Source organism: Actinomadura rubrisoli, from assembly GCF_004349215.1.
GTDB classification, from domain to species: domain Bacteria; phylum Actinomycetota; class Actinomycetes; order Streptosporangiales; family Streptosporangiaceae; genus Spirillospora; species Spirillospora rubrisoli.
Map to the genome: position 1 here is coordinate 1 of NZ_SMKU01000129.1, position 24,228 is coordinate 24,228.

Here is a 24,228-nt window from a genome sequence, read left to right on the forward strand (position 1 = left end):
CGTCCCGGCGTCCACCCCCACCGAGGAGGCGAGCCGGATCACCCCGTTCACCACGTTGCGGTGGGTGATGACCACGCCCTTCGGCGTGCCGGTGGACCCGGAGGTGTACATCACGTACGCCGCGTGGCCCGGCCACAGCGTCGCCGCGCCCTCGGGCTCTTGCGCGGGCACGCCGAAGTCCACGTCCCCGAGGTACAGGCGCGGGACGTCGGACGGCGGCAGTACCGGAGCGGTCGCCTCGTCGGTCAGCAGCAGCCGGGGATGGGCGTCCGACAGGATGAACTCCAGGCGGCGGCTCGGATACCGGGGGTCGATCGGCAGATACGCGCCGCCGGCCTTCAGCACCGCCAGCAACCCGACGACCAGATCCGCCGAACGCGGCAGCGCGAGCCCGACCACCGTCTCCGGGCCCACACCGCGCTCGGCCAGCACACCAGCCAGGCGGTTCGCGCGCTCGTCCAGCTCACGGTAGGTCAGCGACACCTCACCGCTCACCACCGCGACCGCGTCCGGCGACGCCTCAACCTGGCGCTCGACCAGCCCGTGGATCGTCACCTCGGGCGTCTCGGCGGCCGTGTCGTTCAGCCCGCGCAGCAGCCGCTCCCGCTCGCCCGGGTCCAGCACGTCCGCCAGCCCGACCGGCCTGGCGGGGTCGGCGACCAGCACGCGGATGGCCCGGACGTAGCGGGTGACGATGGCCTCGGCCGTGCTGCGGTCGAACAGCTCGGTGGCGTACTCCAGGTAGCACAGCAGCCCCGGCTTCCCGGGGTCGGTGAAGTAGTTGAACTCCAGGTCGAACTTGGCGGTCGGGGTCGATAGCGCTTCGAGGCGGGCGCTCAGGTCCGGCAGCTCGACGTCGATCCACCGGTCGCCGTTCCAGGTGAACATGACCTGGAACAGGGGGTGGTACGCGGTGGAGCGCTCCGGGTTGAGCATCTCGACCAGGCGCTCGAACGGGGCGTCCTGGTTGTCGTAGGCGGCGAGCGCCTTGTCCTGCAACCGGCTCAGCAGCTGGTCGAACGACGGGGTGCCCGACAGGTCGGCGCGCAGCACCCAGGTGTTGACGAAGAAGCCCACCAGGTCGCTGAGGTCGTCGTCGGTGCGGCCCGCGATCGTGGACCCGATCGGGATGTCGTCGCCGGTGCCCAGGTGCTGGAGCACGACCGCCAGGGCCGCCTGGAGCACCATCGGAACCGTCACGCCCCGCTCGCGGGCGAGGGTCTCGATCGAGGCCAGCAGCTCGGGTTCGAGGTGGAAGTCCACCATGTCGCCGCGGTGGCCGGCGACGGGCGGGCGCGGACGGTCGGCGGGCAGCCGCAGCGGCTGCGGCAGGCCGGCCAGCTCGTCCCGCCAGTACCGCAGCTGGGTGGCGAGCACGCTACCCGGGTCCTTCTCGTCGCCGAGAAGTTCCCGCTGCCAGAGCGTGTAGTCGACGTACTGCACCGGCAGTTCCGGCAGCTCCGGCGCCTCGCCCTTGAGACGGGCGGTGTAGGCGGCGGCCAGATCGCGGGCCAGCGGTTCCATGGACGAGCCGTCACCGGCGATGTGGTGGACCAGCAGCACCAGCGCGTGCTCGCGCGGGGCGGTCCGGAACAGGGTCGCCCGCACGGGGATGTCCGCGGCCAGGTCGAAGGTGTGCTCGGCGGCCTCGGCCGCGCGGGCGGCCAGCGCGTCCGGCGCCACCTCGACCAGGGGCACCTCCAGCGCGACCTCCTCCACCGGCACCGCGTGCTGGGACGGCAGGCCCTCGGCGTCCACCGCGATCAGCGTGCGGAGGCTCTCGTGCCGGGCCACCACGTCGCGCACCGCCGCGCGCAGGGCGGCCACGTCCAGAGCACCGGACAGCGACAACATGAACGGCAGGTTGTAGGTCGCCGACGGCCCCTGGAACCTGTCGATGAACCACAACCGGCGCTGCGCGAACGACAACGGGATCATTTACTGTCCGCTCCTCTTCATTCTCCGCAGGCGAGGCCGGCTCGACGTGCCCGCTTCCTTCGTCATGCGCGAGAGTTCGGCGATGTTGCGAGATTCGAAGATCGTCCGTATCGGCACGCCCACTCCGAGGGCCTTGCGGATACGGCTGGTGAGCCGGGTCGCCAGCAGTGAGTCGCCACCCAGCTCGAAGAAGTGGTCGTCGAGCCCGACCCGGTCCAGGCCCAGCACCTCGGCGACCAGCCCGCAGAGCCGCTCCTCCTGCGGGGTGGTCGGCGCCCGGTAGGGACGGCCGGTGAACTCGGGCTCGGGCAAAGCGGCCCGGTCGAGCTTCCCGTTGGGCATCAGCGGGAAGCGGTCCAGCAGGACGAACGCGGACGGCACCATGCCCTTCGGCAGGCGCTCGGCGGCGAAGCCGCGCAGCTCGTGCGGGTCGAGGCCGTCCGCCCGGGTGGGCACCACATAGCCCACCAGCAGCGCGGCGCCGCCGCCCCCGCCGCTCCGCCTGGCCACGACCGCCGCCTGCTCGACGCCGGGGTGCGCGGCCAGCGCGGCCTCGACCTCCGCCGGCTCGATCCGCAGCCCGTTGACCGACAGCTGCCCATCGCCGCGCCCGACGTACTCCAGCAGCGCGTCGGGTGTCCAGCGGACCAGGTCGCCCGTGCGGAACATCCGTGCCCCGGCGGGACCGAACGGGTCGGCGACGAACCGCTCCGCCGTCGCCCCCCTCCGGCCCCGGTAGCCGCGGCCCACCGTGTCGCCCGCCACGTACAACTCCCCGACCGCGCCGGGCGGCACCGGCCGGAGCCCCGGGCCCAGGACGTACACCCGCACGTTCGGCAGCGGCGTCCCGATCGGCGCGCCGGCCGCCCGCTCCCCGGCGTCCAGCGCGGGGGCCGTGGTGGCGTAGAAGGTCTCGGTCTGGCCGTAGGCGTTGACGACGCGGACGCCCGGGATCGCCTCCCGGACGCGCCGCACCAGCGACACCGGCAGTGCCTCGCCGGCGAACACCACGACCTCGGCGTCGATCTTCCCGGGGAGCTGGTCGAGGAGCTCGGCGAAGACCGTCGGCACCGTGCTGACCACTCCCCCGGACCAGCCGTCGCGCCCGCCGATCTCCAGGACGTTCTGGACGAGCTCCACCGCGCCGCCCGCCGCCAGCGTGGTGACCAGCTCGAACACCGACACGTCGAAGTTCACCGACGCGCCCGCCAGCATCCGCTTCCCGGCCTGCATCCCGGCCGCGGGCGTCAGCCCCGCCACGCCGGTGACCACGTTGCGGTGGGTGATGGCCACGCCCTTCGGCGTCCCGGTGGACCCGGAGGTGTACATCACGTAGGCGAGCTGTCCCGGCCGCGCCCGCACGCCGACGCCGCCGCGACCGGCGTCACGGGTGAGATCGACGCGGTCGATGTGCAGGTGGGGGGTGCCGTCGTCCGGGAGGATCCCGGCGGTCTCCGTGTCGGTCAGGATCAGCGCGGGACGGGCGTCGGCGAGGATGGCGTCCAGGCGGCGGCTCGGATACCGAGGGTCGATCGGCAGATACGCGCCGCCCGCCTTCAGCACCGCCAGCAGCCCGGCGACCAGATCCGGCGAGCGCGGGAGGGCGAGCCCGACGACCGTCTCCGGGCCGACGCCTCGTTCGGAGAGGACACCGGCCAGGCGGTTCGCGCGCTCGTCCAGCTCCCGGTAGGTCAGCGAGACATCGCCGCACACCATCGCGACCGCGTCCGGCGACGCCTCCGCCTGGCGCTCGACCAGCCCGTGGATCGTCTCCTCGGGGATCTCCGCGGCCGTGTCGTTCAGCTCGTGGAGCAGCCGCGTCCGCTCGGCGGGGTCCAGCGCGTCGACCGTACCCGCCCGCTGTTCCGGATCCGCTGTCACCCGCGACAGGATCCGCCCGAAGCGTTCGGCGATGGCGCCCGCTGCGGCTGGATCGAGGGCGTCCCGCCGGTACTGGACGCTCAGCCGCAGCCGGTCGGGCTCGATGAAGACCAGCACGGTCACCGGGTAGTGGCTGGCCGTGAACGAGCGGATCCCGGTGATCGCGATTCCGGCCGCCGCGCTCGCCTCGGCGATGCCGGCCCGGTCCATCGGGAAGGACTCGAAGCCGATGAGGGTGTCGAACAGGGCATCCGTCCCGGCCGCCCGGAGGATCTCGGGGAGCCCGTAGTGGTGGTGGTCCAGCAGCGCCGCCTGCCCGTCCTGCACGCCGGTGAGTAGCTCGGACACCGGCTGCGCGGGGCTCCACCGCACGCGGACCGGCAGGGTGTTGAGGAACATGCCGACGATGGAGTCCGCGCCCGCCACGGCGGGCGGCCGTCCGGCGACGGTGGAGGCGAACACCACGTCCTGCCGCCCGGTGAGCTGTCCCAGCAGCAGCGCCCACGCCCCCTGGACGACGGTGTTCAGCGTGACCCCGAGCCCGGCCGCGCGGCGGGGCAGCTCGCGGGCGGCGTCGGCGGCCAGCGGGACCTCGACGTGCCCGATCCCGGCCTCGCCGCGCGCCGCGCCGGGAGCGGCGGCCGCGGGGGCCGGGACGAGCGTCGTGGGACCGTCCAGCCCGTCGAGCTCACGCGCCCACACCCGGGCCGACTCCTCGCGATCCTGCCGCGACAGCCACTTCAGGTAGTCGCGGTAGCTGCGCGTGGGCGGCAGCGCCGAGCCGTCGCCGCCGGACCCGTACAGCCGGAGCAGGTCCTGCATCAGCAGCGGCACCGACCAGCCGTCGAACAGCGCGTGATGGGCGGTCACCACCAGCTCGTGCCGCTCCGGCTCCAGCGTGACGAGGGTCAGCCGCAGCATGGGCGGCTCGGCGGGATCGAAGTGGGATCCCAGGTCCGCGGCGAGCAGGCGCTCGAACGCCTCACCGCGCGCGGTCCCGCCGAGGTCGCGCAGGTCGGCGTCCCGCCACGGCAGCCGCGCGCCGTCCACGACCAGGCGGACCAGGTCGCCGGTGGGGCCGGGGAGGAACGCGGTCCGCAGGCCGGCGTGCCGGTCCAGCATCGCCTGGCCCGCCGCGCGCATCCGGGCCGGGTCGACGCGCCCGGACAGGTGCAGCACGTACTGCACCTGGTAGGCGTCGAACGAGGAGTCGTTCAGCAGGGAATGGAAGAGCAGCCCCGACTGGAGCGGGGTCGAGGGCCACACGTCCGAGAGCCCCGGGTACCGCTCCTCCCACTCCTCGATGTCGGCCTGGCCCACCGGCACCAGGGGGACGTCCGACGGCGTCAGCCCGCCGGCGCCCGGCTCGGCGGCGTGCCGCGCCAGGCCCTCCAGGGCGGCGCACCACAGGTCGGCCAGCTCGCGCACCTCGTCCGGGTCGAGCACCCCTGAAGGGGCGCTGAACAGGGCGCTCAGCCGGGGGCCCTCCGCCGTGTCGATGACGGAGGCGTTGATGTCCAGCTCGGTCGGCGCCGGCATCCGCGGGTCCTGCGCCGCGTCCAGCTCGGCCAGCTCGGCCACGTCGGTGACCTGCGTGAAGCCGAGGCCGCGCAGCTCCTCGGGCAGGTGCTGCGCGGCGGCGGAGAAGCGGCCCAGGTAGTTGAACCCGACCTGGCCCATCCCGTACCCGCGCAGCGTCGCGGCGGTGGCCGGGTTCAGGAACCGCAGCATGCCGTAGCCGATGCCGTTGCCGGGGATGGCGCGCAGCCGCTCCTTGACCGCTTTGATGACGCGCCCGGCGGCCGGGCCGCCCGCGAACGCCTCGTCCAGGTCCGCGCCGGCGGTGTCGAGCCGCACCGGGAACACGGTGGTGAACCAGCCCAGCGTGCGGGACAGGTCCGCGCCCGGGACCGCGGCCTCCTCCCGGCCGTGCCCTTCGAGCCGGATCAGCGCCGAGGTCTCCTCGACGCCCCGCGAACGGCGCCGGCGTGCGAGCGCCAGCGCCAGCCCCGCCAGCAGGCCGTCGTTGACCTCGGCGCGGAACGCCGCGGGCACCTTCGTCAGGAGGGCCTCGGTGATGTCCGCCGGCAGCCGCACCCGGGTGCCCCGCACCGTGGAGACCACGTCCACGGCGCGGTCCAGCCGGCGGGCGCCCAGCAGCGGGTCGGGGCCTTCGACGACGGACCGCCACAGGTCCAGCTCCGCGACCCGCTCGGGCCTCTCCGCCTCCTCCACCAGCGCGTGCGCCCAGCGCCGCATCGACGTGCCCACCGGCGGCAGGTCGGGGGCCTCCCCCGCCCGCACCCGCGCCCACGCGGCCGCCAGGTCGGGCATCAGGATCCGCCACGACACCCCGTCGACCACGAGGTGGTGCAGCGCCACCAGCAGCCGCCCGGCGGAACCCGGGCCCGGGTCGAACCAGACGAACTGCGCCATCACGCTCGCCGCGGGGTCCAGGCGCCCGGCGGCGGCGTCCAGCTCGTCCAGCAGCACACCGCGCCAGGCGTCGTCCCAGCGCCCGTCGCACCCGACCCGCCTCAGCAGGTGGTCGGCCTTGACGGTCCCGGCGGCCCCGACCAGCAGGAGCGCCCCGTCGCCGTTGGCCACCAGGCGGGAGCGCAGCACGTCGTGGCGGTCCAGCACCGCGTCGAGCGTCGCGGCCAGGCCGGCCCGGTCCACGCCCTCGGGCAGCTCCAGCACCATCGCCTGGAGGAACCGGTCGAACCCCGGCCCCCAGCCGCGGATCCAGCGGGCCACCGGCGGCAGCGGGGCCCATCCCACGCCGCCGCCCTCCAGCTCCTGGAGCACCGGCCGCCCGCCGCCGTCCCGCTCGTCCCGCGCCGCGACCGCGGCCAGCTCGGCGACCGTCCGGCACTCGAAGACCTGCCGCGCGCCGATCCGCACGCCCCGCGCCCGCGCCCGCGTCACCACCTGGATCGACTGGATGCTGTCCCCGCCGATGGCGAAGAAGTCGTCGTCGATCCCGACCCGGTCCAGGCCCAGGGCCTCGGCGAACAGGCCGGCCAGCAGTTCCTCGTGCTCCGTGCGCGGCGCCCGGTAGGGCGCGCCCCGGAACCCCGGCTCCGGCAGCGCGGCCTTGTCCAGCTTCCCGTTCGGCGTCAGCGGCAGCCGGTCCAGCACCACGAAGGCCGCGGGGACCATCACCTCCGGCAGGTTCCGCGCCATGAACTCGCGCAGTTCCCCCGCCTGGAAGCCGGAGTCGAGGGCCTGGTCGCCGTAGGCGCTGCCCTGGGGGACGCCGCCGCCGCTCCCGGACGCGGCCGGGACGACGTACGCCACCAGCCGCCTGCCGCCGCCGTGCCCCTCGCGGTCGACCACCGCGGCGTTCGCCACCCCCGGATGCCGCACCAGCACCGCCTCGACCTCGTGCGGTTCGACGCGGATGCCGCGGATCTTGACCTGGGTGTCGGCCCGCCCGTGGAAGATCAGATCGCCGTCGGGGCCGGGCTCGACCAGGTCCCCGGTGCGGTACATCCGCTCGCCGGGCCCGCCGAACGGGCAGGCCACGAAGCGCTGCGCGGTCAGCTCCGGCCGGAACAGGTACCCGCGGGCCAGCGACACGCCCGAGACGTACAGCTCACCGATCTCCCCCGGCCGGACGGGGCGCAGCGCGTCGTCCAGCACGTACACCCGGGAGCCGATGATCGCCCGCCCGATCGGCGGCACCCGCCCGTCCCCGGCCAGCGGCGCGCTCATCGTCGCGCACACCGTGGTCTCCGTGGGCCCGTAGGCGTTGATCATCCGGCGGCCCGCCGACCAGGCGTCCACCAGCTCCGGCGTCGTCGCGTCGCCCGCGACCACCAGGCACTCGACGGTGGACAGGGACCCGGCCGGCACCGCCGCGAGCACGGGCGGGGGCAGCGTCGCGTGGGTCACCCCGTGCTCGGCGATCGTCTCGGCCAGCGGCGCCCCGGCCGCCAGCCCTTCCTCGCCCGCCAGCACGAACGTCGCCCCGGAGAGCAGCGCCATGCACATCTCCCAGACCGAGGCGTCGAAGCTCGGCGAGGCGAACTGGAGCACCCGGCTTCCGGGGGCCGCCTTCAGCCGGTCCAGGTGCGTGGCGAGCAGGCTCGCCAGCCCGGCGTGCGTGACCGCCACGCCCTTCGGCCGTCCCGTGGACCCCGAGGTGTAGATGACGTACGCGGTGTTGGCCGCGCGCAGCGGGGACCGCCGGCCGGCGTCGGTCAGCGGAGCGTCGCCGCCCGCGGCCCGCGACCCGTCGAGGCGCAGCACGGGGGCGGGGAGCCCGGGCAGCCGCCCGGCCGTGGCCTCGTCCGCCAGGATCAGGCGGGACGCGGAGTCCTCCACCATGAACGCGAGCCGGGCCGCCGGATGCGCCAGGTCCAGCGGCAGGTACGCGCCGCCGGCCTTCAGCACCGCGAGGACCGCCGTCCACAGCCCCGGCGACCGCCGCGCCGACACCCCGACCACCGACTCCGGCCCGACCCCCCGCTCCACCAGGACGCGCGCCAGCCGGTTCGCCCGCGCGTCCAGCTCGCGGTAGGTCAGCGACGTGTCCCCGAAGACCACGGCGACCGCGTCCGGGGCGGCGGCGACCTGGCGCTCGAACAACTCGGGAATCGTCTCCACCGGCATGCGAGTCCGCGGATCGCAGGACTCGTCCGGCGAGCGGAGCCGCTCAGCGGAACACAAGGAGGCCACCCCCTGATGGTGGATCGATGATTCTCTCGGGACCGCGGCTGCACGGTCGGGCAAAAGCCGCCGGAAATGGGAAGGCCCGCCAGTCGGCCGGCCGGCCGCCCGAATCGACCATTCGATTCGAACGGGTTCACTCGCCCTTTTCGCCGACCGGATTACGAGGCCCCATCAGGTTCCTATCCCGGGACCGAGCGAGTCAAGGGAGCTCCGCCCCGCCCTGGAAACGGCAATCGAAATACCCGCGCGGCCATTCGAGAAGCCATCCGCGCCCGGGAACGGGACTCCACATTCGCACCTGGCGGGCGGTTCACGCGACCCCGGGCCGGAATACGCCGCCGTCCCCCGGCCGCCGCGCGGAAAGCACATCGCCGGGGCCTTCGGCCGGGCGGCTGACCAGGGCGTCCGAAGCGGGGGACGGGGCCCGTTCGGCGTGCCGGGCCGTCATGTCCTGTCGCCAGGACACCACGACATCGGCCCTCGGCCCGCACGCGACCGCGCAAAGAAGGCGAGTGATGCGAGGACACAGGGCACCACCGAGAAGCGGACTTCGGCGCATATCCCATCGCCGGGCCGCTGGGAAGTCCGGCCGCTCACCGGCGAAGCCGTGCGACCGTTTCCGGCTGTTCCGGCCGTTGCCGTAGAGTGGTCGACTCCGCGTCACCAGGGCGAGGTGCGGCTGATCACGATGTCGCCGAAGCCGGTGCGGGCGTGCAGCTCGACGACCTCGGAGCATTCGCCGGGCCCGTCGGCGCAGTCGAGCGCGTTGTGCACCGTGCCCGACCGGGACTTCACGTCGAGCCAGGCGGCGGTGCCCTCGTGGATGCCGACCTCTAGGTCGCCGGCCTTGGTCTGGAGCTCGACCCTGCCGCGGATCACCTCCTTGATCCGGACGCCGCCGTTGGCGGCCCTGGAGGTGACGGACGCGTGCGCGCGGCCGATGTCGACGTTCCCGTTGGCGATCTTCAGGCGCAGATCGCCGGTGATCTCGTCGATCCAGGTGTTGCCGTTGGAGTTCTTGATCTCCGCGCCGCCGCCGACGCGGCCGATCCGCAGCTCGCCGGACCCGGTGGTGACCTCGACATCGTCCGTGGCGCGGCCCAGGGTGACGTCGCCGTGCTGGGTGCGCAGCCGCACCGTGCCCGCGTCCTCGACCCGGAGCTTCCCGGCGCCGGTCCTGAACTCGCACTCCCACAGCCGCCCCGCGCAGATGAGATCGCCCATCCCCGCCGAGCCGCTGAGCCGCGAGCCCCGCGGCAGCGCCACCTCCACGGCCACCATGCCGGGGCTGCCGAACAGGCTCCGCGCCCTGGGGGTCCGCACCACGAGCTCCCCGGCCGCGTAGTCCACCAGGGTCTGCTCCGCGGCCTGCACGTCGGCCTTGACATCGGAGTTCGGCGCGACCTCGACGACGGTGTCGGCGCGGGCCTCCGCAGTGATCCGCACGACCCCGGCCTCGATGCGGATCGAGGCGAGGATCGGCTCCGGTGTGCTGAAGGTGAGCATCTATGCACCAATGTCCCTTCGCGGACGACCGGCTAGCGCACCCAGCCGGTCATGCTCTTTCCGCTCCCGCGCGTTCGCGGCGGCGGTCGGTCCTCGTGCCGCGGCTCTGCGTCCTCCGTCTCCAGCTCCCGCGCGACGGCCCGGACGAGCCAGGCGTTGAGCGACAGGCCCTCGCGCCTGGCGGCCCGCTCGGCGCGGACCTTCAGCGGGACCGGCAGGCGCAGGCTGGTCCGCGCCGCCCCGCCGTCGTCGGCGTCCACCACGAGGGGCGACGGCGCGGCCGGCCGGCCCGTCTCCCCGTCCCGGTGGACCTCGTCGAACGGCTCGTGCGGCGGAGCCGTGACGGTGAACTCCGGATCCAGCCTCCGCAGCCGGACCTCGACCGAGCCCGGCGCGAGCTCGGAGGAGATCTCGGCCATCGCATCGGACAGGGCGTTCAGCAGGACGAGCCGGGCGGCCGACTCAAGCGTCGCGGCGAGGCGCCCGGCCACGGCGTGACCTCCCTCCCCGGCCGCCTCGACGGAGGCCGCCAGTTCGCGCTGGAGCTCGGCGACATAGGGCGTCAGATCCATGGCGCCACTATGACATGCGATGGCACCACCGGGAGGATAGTGGCGCCAGAGTGACGTCATTCTGGCGCCAGAGCCTTCGGACACCGCCACTGCGGCCACCGGGCGATCAGCGCGGCACCGGCCGGCCGGATCACGCCCCTCCCGGCGGACTAATGGCGCGGGAGAGCATTTCTGGACGCGGCGTGACAGGGGACGGTATTGTCATTTTCGAATCCATTGAGAACGGCTTCACCTGGAGCGGACCATGAGCAGCAACCCGTTCGATGACCCGGATGGCCGGTTCTACGTTCTGGTCAACGATGAGGAACAGCACTCCCTCTGGCCGTCGTTCGCCGAGGTTCCCGCGGGATGGCGGATCGCCTTCGGCGAAGAGGGCCGTGAGGAGTGCCTGGACTTCATCGAGAAGAACTGGAAGGACATGCGTCCCAAGAGCCTCCAGGACGCCATGGCCGCGGACGCCGCGGCCGGCGCGTCCTGAGACCACCCGCAGGTCGCAGCAGCGAATGGCCCGTCAGCGAGGCTGACGGGCCATTCTTGTGCGCGCGGCGGACCGGCAATCGGCGGCCGCGGCGATATATTCGCCGAAAACGGCGGAAGGCACTCCGCCCGCTTCCCCGTTTCATCGAAGCCGATCAGGTGATCGGCACCGGTCCCGGCGACGGGACACCCCGGACGGCGGCCGCGGAAAGGGCGTCGGCGGCAGCCGCCAGGCCGCCGGACGCCCCCTCGTGACCCGCGTATCGGGACCCGGTCCCCGGGCTATTCCTCCAGCGCCTGCGCGGCCGCGCTGTCCAGCGTCGTCAGCACCCATTGCTGCAGGTCGGTCCCCGACTGCTCCGCGGCCAGGTGCCAGCGCTGCAGATGGCTGCCGGGCACCGCGAGCCGCCGCGTGGTCTCGACGCGCGTGACCTCGCGCGCCTCGTTCGCACGTGCGAGCCGGATGCCCTCGCGCAACTGCTTGGTGGCCCACCGCATCTCCTCGGCGCGGTCGAGCCACATGTCCTGCTCCTCGACCGCCAGCGACGCCACCTCGGCGTGATGCTGGAAGCTCAGCGCCGGACGCCGGCGGACCATCTCGAACCGCCGCGCGACCCACGCGTAGTTGCGCAGCGTCTGGTACTGCAGCCCGGCCGCGAGAATTCCGCGCTCGTACCGGTCGCGGTAATGCTCCTTGCCGTATACGAGCCAGTCGCCGAGCCACCACGCGGAGGAGTTCACGATCCCGGAGAGCTGGCGCCCCGCCCGCTCCCAGTCCTCGAATGTCAGCTCGGATGGTATCTGCAGGCCCACCGCGGTCGTGAGCACATTGTTGCGGCGCTGTTCGTCGACGGCTCCGCGCCGCATCAGCGGTGGTGGTTTCCTTCGGTAGAGGACGGACCTGACCTGTTCACTGTCGCTGACTTGATTCGCCATTACCCCTCCATTCGAATACCCGGCCGAGAATCCAGGAGTCTTTTCATCGCCCGACATGAAATGGTGACCGGCAAAGATTCCGGCGCAGATCATCGCGCACCCCGGGAAGGAGTGTCAGAACGAGCGGCCGGCCTTGCGGGCGGAAGACGAGCCGGAAGGCTCGGACCGCGGCGGCCGGGCCGCCCTCATCCCCGTACGTTCACCGCCCCCGTCACCGACGGGGGCAGCGCCGGCGGGCACGCAGCGGCCGCCGGCGCGCATGACGCGTCCCCCGAGCGATCAATACCGACGCCTCGGGGGAGCGAACCAGTCACGCGATGTCATCAGTTCCTCTTGTCGGTGAGCATTCCAACCAGGGGATGCTGGGAGCACGATGACCGCAGACACTAGGCACACCTTTCACTGGGATTCACGTTGCCGCCATCCTCACGACAGGCCGGTCCGCACACTCGGCTGGCTACGCCCCCGTCGCCCCGGCAAGTCATGGCCTTCATCTCAGTTGATTATATTCTCGCCCGGAGCCTGCCGACTGTCACGACCGCCGTTCGGGGGTCACCGCACAAAACGGAGATTCTTTTTCCCTCCGCAAAGATGATCTTCGTGCCCATCCCCGCATAGGCCGGACCGCCGTCACAGAGCGTGCGCGTGGCCTATCACAGCAAGGCAACTCATTTAATCAGGTTGATTCCTGGAATCGCTCCACCTGGCGCGACCTGCGAATACTCGCTCCGGACGCAAAGTCGATCATGAACCGGCGCGCGGCACCGGCCGGCGCGCCCGGCATGGCGCTCCCCGCCCGGCGGGCAATCCGACGGCGCCGATCAAATAGGTCCGCCTATTTTTATGCACGGAGTGAAGGATGGCAATGAGGCGACCCGGGCCCTGGGTCCCGATCTGCGATGCGGCGACCGGGTCTGAGCGTCAGCCGTGCTCCGTGGCGAGGGGTTCCGCCGCCGCGGTGAGGGGCTCGGACGTCTCGTGGGTCAGGAAGTCCTGGAGCTCGCGGTGCCGGAACTGGTAGGTGGCGCCGCTGACGCGCAGCAGGCGCGCCTCGCAGGCCCAGTCGAGGAACGTCCACAGCCGCAGCGGGAGCAGGCCGCGCGCGGCCGCGACGATCAGGCCGATCATGGTGCGGGTCCAGGCGATCGCGCCGAAGGCGAGGCCGAACGCCACGCCGCCGACGAGCGCGCACGCCAGCGACTCGCCGACGTCCTGGTTCAGCACGAACACCAGGAAGGCGGCGACGCCGCCGGTGAGGCCGAACGCCACGCCGATCTCCGGGTTGCGGTGCAGGGCCTCCCGGGGATGGGCGAGCTCCGCGTCCTTGCTCCAGCCGCCCGTGGCGATCCTGAAGACGACGCCCAGCGCGAAGGCCAGGACGAACGCCCCGGTCACCCCGATGGCCAGCGGCAGCGGGCCGGCGTGGGCGAGCCGCAGCGGCGGTAGCCCGGTGAGGGCTCCGCACAGCCCGAAGCCGAGCAGGGTGACGGGCTCGGCGCGGACGGCCTCGGACACGGTGATCCGCTCGGCTCCGTGCCGGCCGGCGGCGGTCAGCCCGATGAGCGCTCCGAGGACCGATCCCCCGGCCGCCCCCGCCGCGACGGCGAAGACGGGGCCGAAGACGTCGCCGCCGGTCAGGACGAGCCCGGCGAGGCCGCCGAGCACGCCGGCGGGGCCGCCCGCCAGCGCGCCGAGCAGCCCGCCGGTCAGGCGCTGCCGGCCGGACACGTTGGTCCGCCCGCCGGAGGCGGCCGGCCACGGCGACAGCGACAGGCCGATGGCGATGCCCACCCAGCCGCCCATGAGCGCCAGGGTGAGCCCCTCCCCCGGGGTGAGGCCGTCGCGCAGGTCGCCGGCGCCGTCGACCGCCGACCCCGTCCAGAACGCCAGCATGGCGACGACCGCGAGGACCGCGCAGCACAGGCAGTGCAGCGCCAGGACGCGGCGCCGGCCGCCGATCGGCCACAGCAGGTGCGGGACGAGGTCGATCGCCGTCAGGCCGGGCGGCGGCCGGCCGGTCGCGGCGGCGTGGTCGGCCTGCTTCCGCAGGTGGGCGGCCAGATGCACGAGCCATGACCGCACCTGCTCGGGACGGTACGGGGTGCCGCTGCTGGTGCGCGGGGTCAGCTCGGTCGCCGCCGGGACGTAGGTGTCCAGCAGCCTCCGGGCGATCCGCGCCGCCTCCTTGCCAGGGTCGGCGCCCGGGTCGGCGCGCAGCAGCTCGGACGGGTCGGCGCCGGACTCCACGGCGGTCACGGTCAACAACAGCCGCCAAGGGGTGGCGAGCGCGGTGTGGACGGCCCTGTCCGGCAGGGCCGCGAGGATGGCGTCGCGCTGCCCAGCGCAGGGGTGCCCGTCCGGCCAGCGCGTGTGCAGGTACTCGGCGATCTGCCCGGCGGTCAGGTCGTGGAGGTGGATGCGGGCGGCGTTGTCGAGACCGGCCCGCGCCTCCGACAGCTCGGCGTGCCGATCGGCCCGGCACGTCACGACGACCGCCCCCGGCCGCCGTCCGGACAGGTCGCTGTACCGGTTGAGCTCGGCCAGCAGCCCGATCGCCCGGCGGGGCGGGCCCGTGGACGGCTCGGGGTCCAGCTCGTCCAGCCCGTCCACCACCGGCAGCACCCGGCGGTCGCGGACGAGGCGCGCCGCGTCCTTGCCCGCCAGGCCGAACTCCTGCACCAGCTGCCCGGCCAGCCACGGCTCGAACCGGCTGCCCAGGGTCCACCGGGCCGCGTTCAGGCGCACCGGCACCATCGGCGCGCCGCCCGGCCCGGCGGTGACGAACCGCTCCGCCAGTTGCAGTACCAGTTCGATGGCGAGGACGGTCTTGCCCGCGCCCGACTCGCCCACGACCATCAGCCGCCGCGGGCGCAGGCCGGCGAAGAACCGGCCGATCGAGTTCAGGTCGTCCGTCATCTCGCCGGTGGCGCGGTCGTGGCCGAAGGAGACCGGCGCGACGCTGTAGCCGCCGAGCAGGCCCTTGCGCGCCCTGTCCTCCTCGCGCGCCACCCGCCACGCCAGCACCTCGGCGGCGGGGTCGGGCCTGGGACGGGCGGCGGCGTCCGCCTCGTCCTCCGCGACCTGCGGCACCGGCTCCCCGGTGTCCGGCGCGAGGACGGCCGGGTCCGCCGGTTCGGCGAGTTCGGCCAGCGCGGCCCGCGCCGCCCGCCAGCGTTCGAGCTCGCCGGGGATCCGCTCGGCCGGGTAGTCGCAGTAGCGCAGGCACGCGGCGACGTAGGCCCGCACGAAGTCCCACCGCGGCAGCTTGCCGGTCTGCCGCAGGACGTGCGAGATCGTGCTCTTGGGCAGCCGGTCGATCGTGGACCCGTCCGGGGTCACCGTCTGGCCGCCGAGCGACCGGAGCCTGCTCAGGGACGGCCCGCCCGCCCACTGCTTGAACCGGACGAGCGTCTGGACGAACTCCTCCACCGTGCCGGCCTGCGACGGGTCCGGCGGGCGGGAACGGTCCGCGGTCATGGCCGGCCCGTCTTCACCAGCGCCCACTCGAACGTCGCCCTGCCGCGCCGGGGCCGGCGGCCGTCCCGGCAGGTGCCCTCCAGCGTCTGGACATGACGGGACTCCATGAGGAAGTTGCGCGCCTCGTCGGACTCGACCAGCTCCCGGCCGACCGCGATGGGGACGAACCCGTGCCGGGGAATGTAGACCCAGCGGCCGCGGTCCCAATCATACGGATCGAACCAGTGGTGGCGGACGGTGCCGGACACCCGCACCTCCGGGCCGGACCGCGTCAGGACGAAGGAGCCCCGCGAGCGCAGGAGGCTCATCCGGCTGACGTAGAACAGCTCCGTGCCGATGAACGCGTTGATCCGCGCGTCCCAGTGGTCGTGCAGCCAGGCCGAGGCGCCGTCCTCCACCTGCCTCGCCTTCGCGGCGAGCTGCCGTTCGAACCTGCGCTGGTTCCTGGCCTCGGCCTTCCTGATCGCCTTGAAGGAGCGCAGCCAGCGCAGCGACAGCGTCCTGGAGGCGCCCGCGCCGTCCATGAAGTGCTCCAGGAAGTCGGACGCGAGCGGGTGGATCTCCCGGCTCTCGGCGACGATCGAGCGGAACAACGCGGCCAGCTCCGGTGCGGGCTTCCCCGTCCGCCGCCGGAAACCTCGAAGGAACATGCGTTCGTCCGTTCATGAGGGTCAAGAGGGGGTGCGTGCCGCCCTTAGCCGGGCGCCACGGTCAGGGACACACTCGTCGGTACTTCTCTTGCGGCACATAGCGCTTCCACTCGTCGCGGGTGAAGGACCGGCCGGCGCCCGCGCAGACCGCGGCGACCGGATCGGCGGGCAGGGCGACGTTCCACAACCTCGCGGTTCCGTCCTCGCCCACCGTGGCGACGGTCGACCCGTCCCGGCCGAAGGCGATGCCGGTCACGGTGCGCTTGTGACCGGTCAGCGCGGGCCCGATCTGGCGCTGCGTCGCCAGATCCCACAGCCGCACGGCGTCGTCCCCGCCGCCGGTGGCGAGGGTCCGGCCGTCCGGGCTGAACGCGATCGCGGCGACCTGGCCGGTGTGGCCGCTCAGGGGGGAGCCGACCGGGCCGCGGCGCGCCACGTCCCACAGCCGGACGGTGTCGTCGTCGGCCGTGGCGGCGAGGGTGCCTCCGTCCGGGCTGAAGGCCAGGACGTCGACGAACCCATAGGTGGTGAAGGGCAGCGGCGCGCCGATCTGGCGCCGGGTGGCCACGTCGAAGACCCGTACTTTGCGGTCGAAACCGGCGGTGGCCAGGCTGGCGCCATCGGGGCTGAGCGCCATCGCCGAGATGACCGACGCCTCGTGCGGGATACGGACGGGCGGCCCGGCGACCTCGCGGCGTTCCGCGACCTTCCAGAAGCGCACGGAGTCGTCGCTCTCGACGGCGAGGAAGCCGCCGCCCGGACTGATCGCGATGTCATCGGGACGGCCCCGTTCCGCGGTGTGGAGCGGGGTCCCGATCTGGCGCCGGCTCGCGACGTCCCATACCCGCGCGCCGTGCGAGCTCTCCGCGACGAGGGTCCGCCCGTCGCGGCCGAACCTGATCTCGATCGCGGAGACGTTACGGCCGCCCCGCGGGCGGTCGGCGGGTTCCAGCGGGGCGCCAAGACGGTGCTGGGTCGCCACGTCCCAGAGGTGGATCGCGGGATCGGACCCGTCGGCCCCGCCGGCGGCGAGGGTCTTCCCGTCGGGGCTCAGCGCGACGGCCGTCCCGCCCGGCATGGCGCCGCCGATCTGCCGGAAGACGACGGGATCTCCCAGCCGCACCACGCCGTCGTCGCCGGCGATGGCGACGAGCCTGCCATCGGGACTGAACCTCACGCGCTGGAGGGGATAGCGGTTGGCGGACAGGCTCCCGCCCACCTCCCGCTGGTCGGCCGTGGCCCAGAGGCGGAAGGCGCCATTGGACCCGGCGGTGGCGAGCCTGGTGCCATCGGGGTTGAAGGCGACCCCGTACAAGTCGGGGGATCCGGAGGGGTCCCTCATGGTGCGACCGATCTGCCGATGGGTGGCCGCGTCCCACAGCCGGGCGGTCCCGTCCATGCCCGCGGTCGCGAGAGACGTCCCGTCCGGGGAGAAGGCGACGTCCATGACGTCATCGGTGTGCCCGGTCAAAGAGGCGCCGGCCTGCTTCTGGGTGGCGGTGTCCCAGAGCCGCGCCGTGCGGTCCCAGCTCGCGGTGGCCAGGCGCCTGCCGTCGGGGCTGAACGCGACGTCGTTGATCGGGGTCAGGGCCGACCCGGTGGCGGCACGTCCCATGGCGTCCCCGTGCGGCCGGCGGGCGGCCACGTCCCACAGTTGGACGGTGCCCTTGAGGTTCGCGACCGCGAGGGTCTTCCCGTCCGGGGCGAACGCGATCGCCTTCACCACTTCTCTGATGTCCGGGAGGGCGCCCAGTTCCCGGTGGGTGGACACATCCCAGAACCGGATCTCCGAGAGGAACGCCGAGGCGAGGACCCGTCCGTCGGGACTGAACGCGATGTGGCCCTCCGACGCGGTCCGCGTCGGCGACAAGACGATCGGGGCGCCGAGTTGTGCGCGCGAAGCGGTGTCCCAGAGCCGCGCGATCCCGTCCGAGCCGCTGGTGGCGATGATCTTTCCGTCCGGGCTGAACTCGACCGACCGGACGAACGACCGGTGGCCCTTGAGGCTTCCCCGCCCGGGGTCGGCCGCCGCGTTCAGCAGACGGTGCCGGGCCTCCGGGGTGTGGGCGGTCCGCCAGGCCGCCACGGCCAGCAGGGAAGACGTCACCGGATCGCCGGCGATCTCGCTCTGCGCGGCGAGCTGGCGGGAGACCGCGACACCGCGCTGCCGGTCGGCGTCGTCCGCCGCCACGATGGCGATGCCCGCCGCGACGAGGGCGGTGGCCGACAGCATCGCGAGACCGGTCAGGGCGAGGGCGCGGCGGCGGCCCGCCCGCCGCGCCTCCCGCGCCGACGCCGCGACGAAGCCCTCGACGACGGGGCCGGGCGGCGGGAACGTCTCGGGGTCGCGGTCCCAGCGGGGACGGCTGTCCTGGACCGACAGCAGCCGGGCGCCCCGGTACAGGAACGCGGAGTCGCGGTTGTGCTCGTCCCACTGCCCCGCGTCCTCGACGAGCCGGTCGTACGCCTGCTGCGCGACGAGGTCGGGCTCCAGCCACTGCCGGAGCGCCGGCCACTCGGTCAGCAGCGCGTCGTGGGAGATCTCGGCGGCGTCCTCGTGCAGGGTGAGCAGGCGCCGCCCGGCGAACGCCGACAGCAGCGCATCGACCCGGCTCCGCCGCTCCGCCGAGTCCGCGGACGCGGCGGCGCGGATCTCGGCCAGCGTCGCCTTCCGCCGCGCGAGCCGCCCGCCCTCGGTGATCAGCGTCATGCGCCGGAAGATCCTGAGCGCGGTCCTGCGGTCCTGCGAAGGCAGCCGCTCCAGGACGTCGTCGGCCGTGCGCCGCACGGAGTCGCGGACGCGGCCGGACTCCTCGTAGCCGCGGATGGTCAGCCGGCCCTTCTCCCGCCTTTCCCAGGTGTTGCGCAAAGCCTGGGAGAGCAGGGGCAGGTCCCCGGCCTCGTACCGGGCGCCGGCCTCCCGGCCGGCGCGCAGCTCGTCCAGGAGGATGTCCACCAGGCCGGGCTCGATCTCCAGGCCCGCCACGGCGGCGGGGCCGGTGATGGCCAGCCGCAGGTCCTCCTCCGCCATCGGCTCGACGATGACCTGGCCGTCCTGGATGGCCTCGGCGAACTGCGGGTAGGCCGCGCACCGGTCCCAGTAGTCGGCGCGCAGGCCGATGACCACTCCGGCGCCCTCGGGCCCCTCGGCGAGGCCGTGCAGGACCCGCGCGAACTCCTGGCGCTCCTGTTCGGCGGCGACCAGCGTGAACAGTTCCTCGAACTGGTCGACCACCAGCGCGAGGCGGCCGTCCGGCGCGAACGGCCCGGACAGGGCCCGGTGCGGATCGTCCCGGAGCTGCTCCTCCACGGCTTCGGCGCGCCCGCCGCACGTGTCCGCCCAAGCCTCGGCCAGCGCACGTAACGGACTTGAGGTCGGCGTGACGAGCAGGCGCGTCCAGCCCCGCGCTCCGGCGACCGGCGGCTCCCCCTCCGCGAGGGCCGGCATCAGCCCCGCGCGCAGCAGCGACGACTTGCCGACGCCCGAGGCGCCCGAGACCAGCAGGATCGATCCGCGCCCTTCCAGGCGCGGTCCCAGCCTCTCCAGGAGGCCGCGGGTGGCCCGCGCGCGCCCGAAGAACAGCTCGCTGCCATCGATCTTGAACGGCGCCAGTCCCTGGTACGGGCAGGCGGCACCGTTGCCGTCCTCTTCCATGACAAACATTCTGACTATGGGCCACTAAGGCGGTCAAACCCCGTGACGTGGCGCGGATACGGAAAATCGGAGATCAGAGGGCCGTTCCGCCACTCCGGGGCCCGGTCGTGCGGCCGTCCGATCTCGTTCAGGTTCGTCCGAGTGGTTGCCCGGCCAGGCTGAACGCCTCTTCGATGGGCGTGCGGGGATCGTGCGGCCGACGGGCGGGCGCCGCGCGGCACGAGTTCTGAGGGGGCGGGAGTGGGATCCGATGTCACTCGGGGATTCTCGGTTCTGGGAACGTTGCGGCTGTCCATAGGAGGCGATGAAAGGATCATAACGGCCGGCAAAGAGCGGGTGATCGCGGCGGCCCTTCTGCTCCACGCGAACGAGACCGTCCCGGTGGACAGGCTCGTCGAGTACGTCTGGGAGAAACCTCCCAGGACCGCGCGGGCATCGCTGTATTCAATGGTGAAACGGCTGCGCCTGTCCCTGGCCGACCACGATCACGACGTCATCCGGACGGCGAGCTCGGGATATGTGATCGAGGCAGAGCCCGATGAGCTGGACCTTCACCGGTTCCACGCTCTCCACAAGGCCGCGCGTGGTGCGCGCGAGCGCGGCGAGACGCGCGCCGAGCGGTCCCGGCTCGGCGAGGCGCTGGCCCTCTGGCGGGGTCCGGCCCTCGCCGACGTGCCCTCGGCGGCGCTGCACCACTCGCTGGTCCCGAGGCTGGAGGAGCTGCGGCTGGAGGCGATCGGCCGGCAGATCGACCTGGACCTGGCGTCCGGGCGGCACGCGCTGCTCGTGGGGCAGCTCAGCGGGCTGACGCGCGAGCACCCGCTGCGGGAGGGCTTCTGGAGCCGGCTGATGCTGGCGCTCTACCGGTGCGGCCGCCAGGCCGAGGCCCTGGCCGCCTTCCACGCCGTCCGCGGCGTCCTGGACGCGGAGCTGGGCATCGGGCCCGGCGGCGAACTGCGGAACCTGCACCAGAGGATCCTGATGGCCGATCCTGATCTCGATCTGGCGGACGCAGTCCCGCCCGCCCCGGACACCCTGGACGGCGACGCCCCGTCCGCCGCCGTCCAGACGCGGCGCGACTGGCACGAGATGTGCCAGCTCCCGCCCGCGGCGGCCGACTTCGTCGCCCGCGACCTCGAACGGGGGCTGCTGGTCGGCCATCTGGCCGGCGGGAACCCGCAGCGGGTTCTGGTGCTGTGGGGGCCGGAGGGCGTGGGGAAGACGGAACTGGCCGTCCGCGCCGCCCACGACCTGCGGCCGCACTATCCCGACGGCCAGTGGTACGTGGCGCTGAACGGCACCGGCGGGCCGCCGAGGCCCGTCGCCGAGGTGCTGGCCGACCTGCTGATCGCCGTCGGCGTGCCCGCCGCGGCGCTCCCCTGTTCCGCCGAGGCGCGCGCCGCGGTGCTGCGGGCCCGGATCTCCGACCGGCGCGTCCTGCTGGTGCTCGACGACGCCCGGGACTTCTCGCAGGTCAAGGCGCTGCTGCCGGGCACGGCGAGCGCCGCCGTCCTGGTCACCAGCCGGTCGGCGCTGGGCGAGCTGCCGGGCGCGTGCCGCCACCGGCTGGGCCCGCTGTCCCCGGACGAGTCCGTCATGATGCTCCGCGCGGCCCTCGGGGAGGAACGCGTGTCGGGCGAGCTCTCGGCCGCCCGGACGCTGGCCCGCGCGTGCGGCGGGCGGCCGCTGGCGCTGCGGACCGCGAGCGCGCACCTGCACGCCCAGCCCGGGCTCGCCCTGGACGACCTGGTCCGCGGGCTCTGCACCGGGCACGGGCGCCGGGAGGAGGCGGCCGTCTGCGCTTGAGCGCCCGTCCGGCCGGCCGCTTCCCGCCGCGGGTCACGTTCGTCTCACCGGGAGCCTGTCGAGGGCGTGGAACGCGGCCGACGCGCGCCTGGTGAGGTCCTCACCGTCGAGGGCCAGGTCCGGGAAGCGGCCGAACAGCCGCCGCAGGGTCTCCTCGGCCTCCACCCGGCCGAGCGCGCGGCCGATGCAGCAGTGGCCCCCGCCGCCGAAGGAGAGGTGGCCGGGGTCGGGCCGCAGGATGTCGAACCGGTCCGGGTCGTCGTAGCGGGCCGGGTCGCGGTTGGCCGCCGTCAGGTCCAGGACGAGCCGGGACCCCTTCCGGACGGGCGTCCCGGCGAGCACGGTGTCCCGGGTGGCGGTCCGGCTGAGGTAGCCGATCGGCGAGCCGAGCCGCAGCACCTCCTCGACGGCGGACGCGGCCAGGCCGGGCTTGCTCCGCATCCGCCGGAGCTCCGCGGGGTGGCCGAGCAGGTCCAGCGCCCCGTTGGCGATCAGATGGGCCGGGGGCTCGTGCCCGGCGACCAGGATCTGCACGATCATCGTGAGCAGCTCATCGACCGGCAGCGGCTCGCCGCCCGGCTCCAGCGACACCAGGGAGCTGATGAGGTCCCGGCCCGGATTCGCCCGCCGCCCGGGCAGGAGCGGGAGCAGGAACAACGCGCAGCCGCGCACCGCGTCGCCGGCGTCCAGCAGCTGCCGCTCGGTCGGCCTGAGCTCCAGCACCGCGGAGATCCGCGACGCGAACCCGAGCAGGGCCCGCGCGCCCGCGACGCCGATGCCGAGCAGCTCGGCGATGACCCCGATCGTGACCGGGTACGCCACGTCGGCGACGACGTCGAACGCGGGCCGGTCCGCCACGCCGTCGAGGGCGGCGTCGACGATGGCGCCGATCCGGGGCCGCATCTCGTCGACGCGCTTCGGGGCGAGGTCGCGCGACACCGCGAGCCGGAAGCGGTCGTGGGCCGGGCCGTCCATGAACATCTGGAGCATGGCGTTCAGGGAGGACGGCGGCTCGTCGAGGCCGCCCAGCCGGGGGAGCAGGCTGTCGAGCCGGTCGGTGACGAAGCCGGGGTCGTTCAGCACCGTCCTCGCCGCCTCGTGGGAGGAGACGACGTAGACCTCCAGCTCCTCGTCGTAGCGCACCGGCTCGTCGTCCTCCGCGAACGCGCGGAGCCGCGGGTTCACGACGCGCCCCACTGCCACCGCTCCATCCGCAGGCCCCTGGCGTCCCAGTGGTAGAAGCGCGTGGCCGTCGCGTCCTGCGGCGACCGCCGGGCCTTCGGGTCGTACGGCGTGCGGGTCTCCGGGTCGTACGGCGCGATGAAGGGCTTCAGGTCCGCGCTGAGCCGCTTGAAGCGCGGATGCGCCTCGGCCTGCTCGGCCGCCTCGCCGCCGTGGTCGCCGTCGAAGTCCTGGAGATGGAAGTACAGTCCGCGGTAGTGGAACAGCTCACGCCTCCTGGTCCCCATCAGGAACGGCATCTCGGTCTTGTCGAAATCCGCGAACAGGTCCGCCACGGAACCGGCGTCGGCCGGGTCCAGCCGGGCCACGACCAGCGTGCTGTGCATGATGTCGTCCTCCAATACCGATCAGTCGCCGGCCCCTTGCGACAGCGAGACGTGAATGGCGGCCGCGGCGAACAGCGTGGACAGCACCGGGGAGCCGGAGTAGACGGGGAGCCGTCCGAGGGTGAAGCACGGCAGCGCGGGCCAGGACCCGTCCCGTCCCTGCTGCCTGAGGAGCGTCCGCAGCCGCGGTTCCTGGCCGTCCCGGAGGCCGAGGTTGTGCGCCGCGAGCATGCGGAGCGCCACGTTCAGGGCCGTGCGCGGGTTGCCGCCGCTGTGGGCGCGGTGTTCCGCGTCACGTCCGGCGATGGCCTCGGCGAGGGGCCCGGCCAGCTCCGCACGGTATTCGGGGAAGCCCTTGACGAGCCGGGACGCCGCGAACAGGAACGCCTCGGGCGCCGGGTAGTAGCGGCTCCCGTTCCGGTAGGCGTCCGAGAGCAGATGCCCGGCGACGTACCGCCGGGTGGCGTCGATGGCGCCGTCGGCGTCCCGCAGCCCGAGGCGCCGGGCCTCCAGGAGGACGCAGAGCACGTTGGCGGAGACGACCGGGTCGTGGCTCCGGCTGCGCGGCAGGGCGTCCGGCTCGGCGCCGTCGTGCCAGTACACCATCGGCACGCCCGGACGGACGAGCGACTCGGGCGGCGGCGGGGGCTCGGCCGGCGCCGTGGCGAGGAGCAGTTCCCGCGCGATCCCCACCAGGCCGTCCGCCGGGATCAGGCCCCGCTTGTACAGCGCGTATCCGGCCAGCGCCGTGCAGTCGGTGTCCGCCGGGAAGCGGTTCTGGTCCAGGAAGAACCGGAAGCGCCGCCCCACCTGGCCCCGCGCGGCCATGTGCGCGAAGTCGCGGACGAGTCCCTCCTCCCCGGACGGCAGGAGCAGCAGGCCGCAGAACGCGACCCACCGGTCATCGCCCAGGTCGTAGCCGATGTCGACCCCCGTCCGCAGCTTGATCTCCCTGCGCCCCTTCGAGGGCGGGAAGGACGGCCTGAACGAGGGGTCGAAGGCGATGAGGCTCGGGATGGGCCCGCCGTCGACGGCGGCCCTGATGAAGGCGAGCGCCTTGTGGAGTGCCCGCCCCGCCCCCGGCG

The 24,228-nt window shown here is 73.7% G+C and carries 13 protein-coding genes; 2 read left to right on the plus strand and 11 right to left on the minus strand.

Going from position 1 to position 24,228, the window contains the following annotated elements; translation table 11 throughout:
• From E1298_RS23240 to E1298_RS23255, 4 genes are all read right to left on the minus strand, one after another.
• A partial coding sequence (locus tag E1298_RS23240) for a condensation domain-containing protein (RefSeq protein WP_131896640.1) occupies positions 1–1,938 on the minus strand: 1,938 nt, incomplete at its 3' end.
• Positions 1,939–8,430, minus strand: coding sequence for a non-ribosomal peptide synthetase (locus E1298_RS23245; RefSeq protein WP_165975617.1), 6,492 nt, complete (start codon positions 8,428–8,430; stop codon positions 1,939–1,941). It abuts the gene before it with no gap.
• Between the two features lie 726 nt (positions 8,431–9,156).
• Positions 9,157–10,002, minus strand: a complete 846-nt coding sequence (locus tag E1298_RS23250; RefSeq protein WP_131896644.1) for a DUF4097 family beta strand repeat-containing protein — start codon at positions 10,000–10,002, stop codon at positions 9,157–9,159.
• A gap of 32 nt (positions 10,003–10,034) precedes the next feature.
• Positions 10,035–10,574: a hypothetical protein gene (locus E1298_RS23255; protein ID WP_131896646.1), complete on the minus strand. Its 540-nt coding sequence runs from the start codon at positions 10,572–10,574 to the stop codon at positions 10,035–10,037.
• Between the two features lie 244 nt (positions 10,575–10,818).
• Between E1298_RS23255 and E1298_RS23260 the strand changes: the two genes are divergently transcribed.
• Positions 10,819–11,052 (plus strand): MbtH family protein, encoded by a 234-nt coding sequence (locus E1298_RS23260; RefSeq protein ID WP_131896648.1) that lies wholly within the window; start codon positions 10,819–10,821, stop codon positions 11,050–11,052.
• Between the two features lie 281 nt (positions 11,053–11,333).
• On the opposite strand, the gene E1298_RS23265 is transcribed toward E1298_RS23260, so the two are convergent.
• The 4 genes from E1298_RS23265 to E1298_RS23280 form a co-directional block, all read right to left on the minus strand.
• Positions 11,334–11,987, minus strand: coding sequence for an LmbU family transcriptional regulator (locus tag E1298_RS23265; RefSeq protein WP_131896650.1), 654 nt, complete (start codon positions 11,985–11,987; stop codon positions 11,334–11,336).
• 921 nt (positions 11,988–12,908) lie between these two features.
• Positions 12,909–15,464: an NACHT domain-containing protein gene (locus E1298_RS23270; RefSeq protein WP_131896652.1), complete on the minus strand. Its 2,556-nt coding sequence runs from the start codon at positions 15,462–15,464 to the stop codon at positions 12,909–12,911.
• Positions 15,461–16,114: a hypothetical protein gene (locus E1298_RS23275; RefSeq protein ID WP_131896654.1), complete on the minus strand. Its 654-nt coding sequence runs from the start codon at positions 16,112–16,114 to the stop codon at positions 15,461–15,463. The genes E1298_RS23270 and E1298_RS23275 overlap by 4 nt, the downstream gene beginning before the upstream one ends.
• Positions 16,115–16,175: 61 nt before the next feature.
• Positions 16,176–19,769, minus strand: a complete 3,594-nt coding sequence (locus E1298_RS23280) for an nSTAND1 domain-containing NTPase (RefSeq protein WP_131896656.1) — start codon at positions 19,767–19,769, stop codon at positions 16,176–16,178.
• Between the two features lie 240 nt (positions 19,770–20,009).
• On the opposite strand from E1298_RS23280, the gene E1298_RS23285 reads away from it, so the two are divergent.
• Entirely contained in the window at positions 20,010–21,575 is a 1,566-nt protein-coding gene (locus E1298_RS23285) for an AfsR/SARP family transcriptional regulator (RefSeq protein ID WP_131896658.1), read from the plus strand.
• 33 nt (positions 21,576–21,608) lie between these two features.
• Here E1298_RS23285 and E1298_RS23290 read toward each other — a convergent pair whose 3' ends face one another.
• The 3 genes from E1298_RS23290 to E1298_RS48330 form a co-directional block, all read right to left on the minus strand.
• Positions 21,609–22,772 carry a cytochrome P450 gene (locus E1298_RS23290; RefSeq protein WP_131896660.1) on the minus strand — a complete coding sequence of 388 codons (1,164 nt, stop codon included), beginning with the start codon at positions 22,770–22,772 and terminating at the stop codon, positions 21,609–21,611.
• A complete protein-coding gene (locus E1298_RS23295) occupies positions 22,757–23,143 on the minus strand; it encodes a TcmI family type II polyketide cyclase (protein WP_131896662.1) in 387 nt (128 codons plus the stop codon). Before E1298_RS23295 ends, E1298_RS23290 begins: the two co-directional genes overlap by 16 nt.
• Positions 23,144–23,164: 21 nt before the next feature.
• Positions 23,165–24,228, minus strand: a 1,064-nt coding sequence (locus E1298_RS48330; protein ID WP_165975619.1) for a hypothetical protein, incomplete at its 5' end; no start/stop codon positions are given.

What these genes read in the sequence shown, in the direction of transcription:
- E1298_RS23250 (WP_131896644.1), bottom strand. Translation starts at nt 10,002, where the DNA reads ATGCTCACCTTCAGCACACCGGAGCCGATCCTCGCCTCGATCCGCATC.
- E1298_RS23255 (WP_131896646.1), bottom strand. Translation starts at nt 10,574, where the DNA reads ATGGATCTGACGCCCTATGTCGCCGAGCTCCAGCGCGAACTGGCGGCC.
- E1298_RS23260 (WP_131896648.1), top strand. Translation starts at nt 10,819, where the DNA reads ATGAGCAGCAACCCGTTCGATGACCCGGATGGCCGGTTCTACGTTCTG.
- E1298_RS23265 (WP_131896650.1), bottom strand. Translation starts at nt 11,987, where the DNA reads ATGGCGAATCAAGTCAGCGACAGTGAACAGGTCAGGTCCGTCCTCTAC.
- E1298_RS23270 (WP_131896652.1), bottom strand. Translation starts at nt 15,464, where the DNA reads ATGACCGCGGACCGTTCCCGCCCGCCGGACCCGTCGCAGGCCGGCACG.
- E1298_RS23275 (WP_131896654.1), bottom strand. Translation starts at nt 16,114, where the DNA reads ATGTTCCTTCGAGGTTTCCGGCGGCGGACGGGGAAGCCCGCACCGGAG.
- E1298_RS23280 (WP_131896656.1), bottom strand. Translation starts at nt 19,769, where the DNA reads ATGGAAGAGGACGGCAACGGTGCCGCCTGCCCGTACCAGGGACTGGCG.
- E1298_RS23295 (WP_131896662.1), bottom strand. Translation starts at nt 23,143, where the DNA reads ATGCACAGCACGCTGGTCGTGGCCCGGCTGGACCCGGCCGACGCCGGT.